Origin of the sequence: Shinella yambaruensis (genome assembly GCF_022899355.1) — a bacterium.
Lineage (GTDB): Bacteria > Pseudomonadota > Alphaproteobacteria > Rhizobiales > Rhizobiaceae > Shinella > Shinella yambaruensis.
This window is the reverse complement of record NZ_JALJCK010000033.1, coordinates 1-2,876: the sequence shown is the minus strand read 5'-3', so window position 1 is coordinate 2,876 and position 2,876 is coordinate 1. Positions and strand designations below refer to the sequence as shown.

1 protein-coding gene is annotated in these 2,876 nt (G+C 64.6%); it reads left to right on the top strand.

Features of this window, described 5'->3' with window-relative positions; genetic code table 11:
- Positions 1-182 precede the first annotated feature (182 nt).
- Positions 183-2,876 carry an aconitate hydratase AcnA gene (gene acnA / locus MUU56_RS32595; RefSeq protein ID WP_245083424.1) on the top strand — a complete coding sequence of 898 codons (2,694 nt, stop codon included), beginning with the start codon at positions 183-185 and terminating at the stop codon, positions 2,874-2,876.

Below are 2,876 nucleotides of genomic sequence, written 5' to 3'. Positions count from 1 at the left end.
GAAATTATCTATAACGCGGTCGCCACGCCAGCGGTCGGCGTGAATTTGATGTTCAGCGCCGAACACGGGGAGTGATTTCCGGGTACGGACAGCGGAAATGGCCGCACCCGCATCCCGCAGGCGCTTTGGCGCGAGGGCGTTCGTACGTCAGTTTCTGGCGACCAGACGGAACGGGGTATAACGTGTCCAGATCCCTAGACAGTTTCCATTGTCGTTCGACCTTGACGGTGAACGGCACCGACTATGTGTATTACAGCCTGCCGAAGGCCGAGGCGAACGGGCTTGCCGGGGTCTCCAAGCTGCCCTATTCGATGAAGGTGCTGCTGGAGAACCTGCTGCGCTTCGAGGACGGCCGCTCGGTGACGAAGGAGCACATCCTGTCGGTCGCCGAATGGCTTTCCAACAAGGGCACGGTCGAGAACGAGATCGCCTACCGCCCGGCGCGCGTCCTGATGCAGGATTTTACCGGCGTTCCGGCGGTGGTGGACCTTGCGGCGATGCGCGATGCGATGGTCTCGCTCGGCGGCGATCCGGAGAAGATCAACCCGCTGGTGCCGGTCGATCTCGTCATCGACCATTCGGTCATCGTCGACGAGTTCGGCACGCCGACCGCCTTTGCCCGCAACGTGGAGCTGGAATACGAGCGCAACGGCGAGCGCTACCGCTTCCTCAAATGGGGCCAGCAGGCGTTCAAGAACTTCCGCGTCGTGCCGCCCGGCACGGGCATCTGTCATCAGGTCAATCTGGAATATCTGGGCCAGACGGTTTGGACCAAGGACGAAGACGGCGAGACCATCGCCTACCCGGATACGTGCGTGGGCACGGACAGCCATACGACGATGATCAACGGCCTCGGCGTGCTCGGCTGGGGCGTCGGCGGCATCGAGGCGGAGGCGGCCATGCTGGGCCAGCCGGTCTCCATGCTGCTGCCCGAGGTCATCGGCTTCAAGCTGACGGGCAAATTGAAGGAAGGCGTGACGGCGACCGACCTGGTGCTGATGGTCGTGCAGATGCTGCGCAAGAAGGGCGTGGTGTCGAAGTTCGTCGAGTTCTTCGGCCCCGGCCTCGACAACATGACGCTGGCCGACCGCGCGACGATCGGCAATATGGGTCCGGAATACGGCGCGACCTGCGGCTTCTTCCCGGTCGATGCCGAGACGGTCAACTACCTCACCATGTCGGGCCGCGAAGAACAGCGCATCGCGCTGGTCGAGGCCTATTCGAAGGCTCAAGGGATGTGGCGTGACGGCGATGGCTCCGACCTCGTCTTCACCGACACGCTGGAGCTGGACCTAGGCGACGTGGTTCCGGCCATGGCCGGCCCGAAGCGCCCCGAGGGCCGCATCCCGCTGGAGAACATCGCCTCGGGCTTTGCGAGCGCGATGGAGAACGACTACAAGAAGCCGGGCCAGCTTGAGAACCGCTATCCGGTCGAGGGCACGGACTACGATCTCGGCCATGGCGACGTGGCGATCGCCGCCATCACGTCCTGCACCAACACGTCGAACCCGTCGGTGCTGATCGCCGCCGGGCTTCTCGCCCGCAACGCGGTCGCGAAGGGCCTGAAGACCAAGCCGTGGGTGAAGACGTCGCTGGCGCCGGGATCGCAGGTGGTCGGCGAATACCTTGCCAAGTCCGGCCTGCAGGCCGATCTCGACGCGCTCGGCTTCAACCTCGTCGGCTTCGGCTGCACGACCTGCATCGGCAATTCCGGCCCGCTGCCGGCGCCGATCTCCAGGACGATCAACGACAAGGGGCTGATCGCCGCGGGCGTCCTGTCGGGCAACCGCAACTTCGAGGGCCGCATCTCGCCGGATGTGCAGGCGAACTACCTCGCCTCCCCGCCGCTCGTCGTGGCCTATGCGCTGGCCGGCTCCGTGCAGAAGGACCTGACGACGGAACCGCTCGGCGAGGACAAGGACGGCAAGCCGGTCTACCTCAAGGACATCTGGCCCTCCTCCAAGGAGATCCAGGCCTTCATCATGAAGTATGTCACGCGCGAGCTCTACGCCACGAAATATGCCGACGTGTTCAAGGGCGACGCCAACTGGCAGGACGTGCAGGTGCCGGCGGGCCAGACCTATGCCTGGGACGACCAGTCGACCTATGTGCAGAACCCGCCCTACTTCGTCGGCATGGGCAGGACCGGCTCGGGCCTTTCCGACATCAAGGGCGCGCGGGTGCTGGGCCTGTTCGGCGACAAGATCACCACCGACCACATCTCGCCGGCCGGCTCGATCAAGGCGGCCTCGCCGGCCGGTGCCTACCTGATCGGCCATGGCGTCGGCGTCGCCGACTTCAACCAGTACGGCACGCGGCGCGGCAACCATGAGGTGATGATGCGCGGCACCTTCGCCAATATCCGCATCCGCAACCACATGCTCGGGCCGAACGGCAAGGAGGGCGGCTACACGATCCACTATCCCTCCAAGGAGGAGATGTCGATCTACGACGCGGCGATGAAGTACAAGGAGGAGGGCGTTCCGCTCGTCATCTTCGCGGGCGTCGAATACGGCAACGGCTCCTCGCGCGACTGGGCGGCCAAGGGCACCAACCTTCTCGGCGTCAAGGCCGTGATCGCCCAGTCCTTCGAGCGCATCCACCGTTCCAACCTCGTCGGCATGGGCGTCGTGCCCTTCGTCTTCGAGGACGGCACGACCTGGGCGTCCCTCGACCTCAAGGGCGACGAGACCGTCACCATCGAGGGCCTGGAAGGCGACATCAAGCCGCGCGAGAAGAAGATCGCGAAGATCACCTATGCCGACGGAACCGTCCGCGACATCCCCCTGCTGTGCCGCATCGACACCCTCGACGAGGTCACATACATGAACAACGGCGGCATCCTACAAACCGTCCTCAGAGACCTCGCTGCCTGA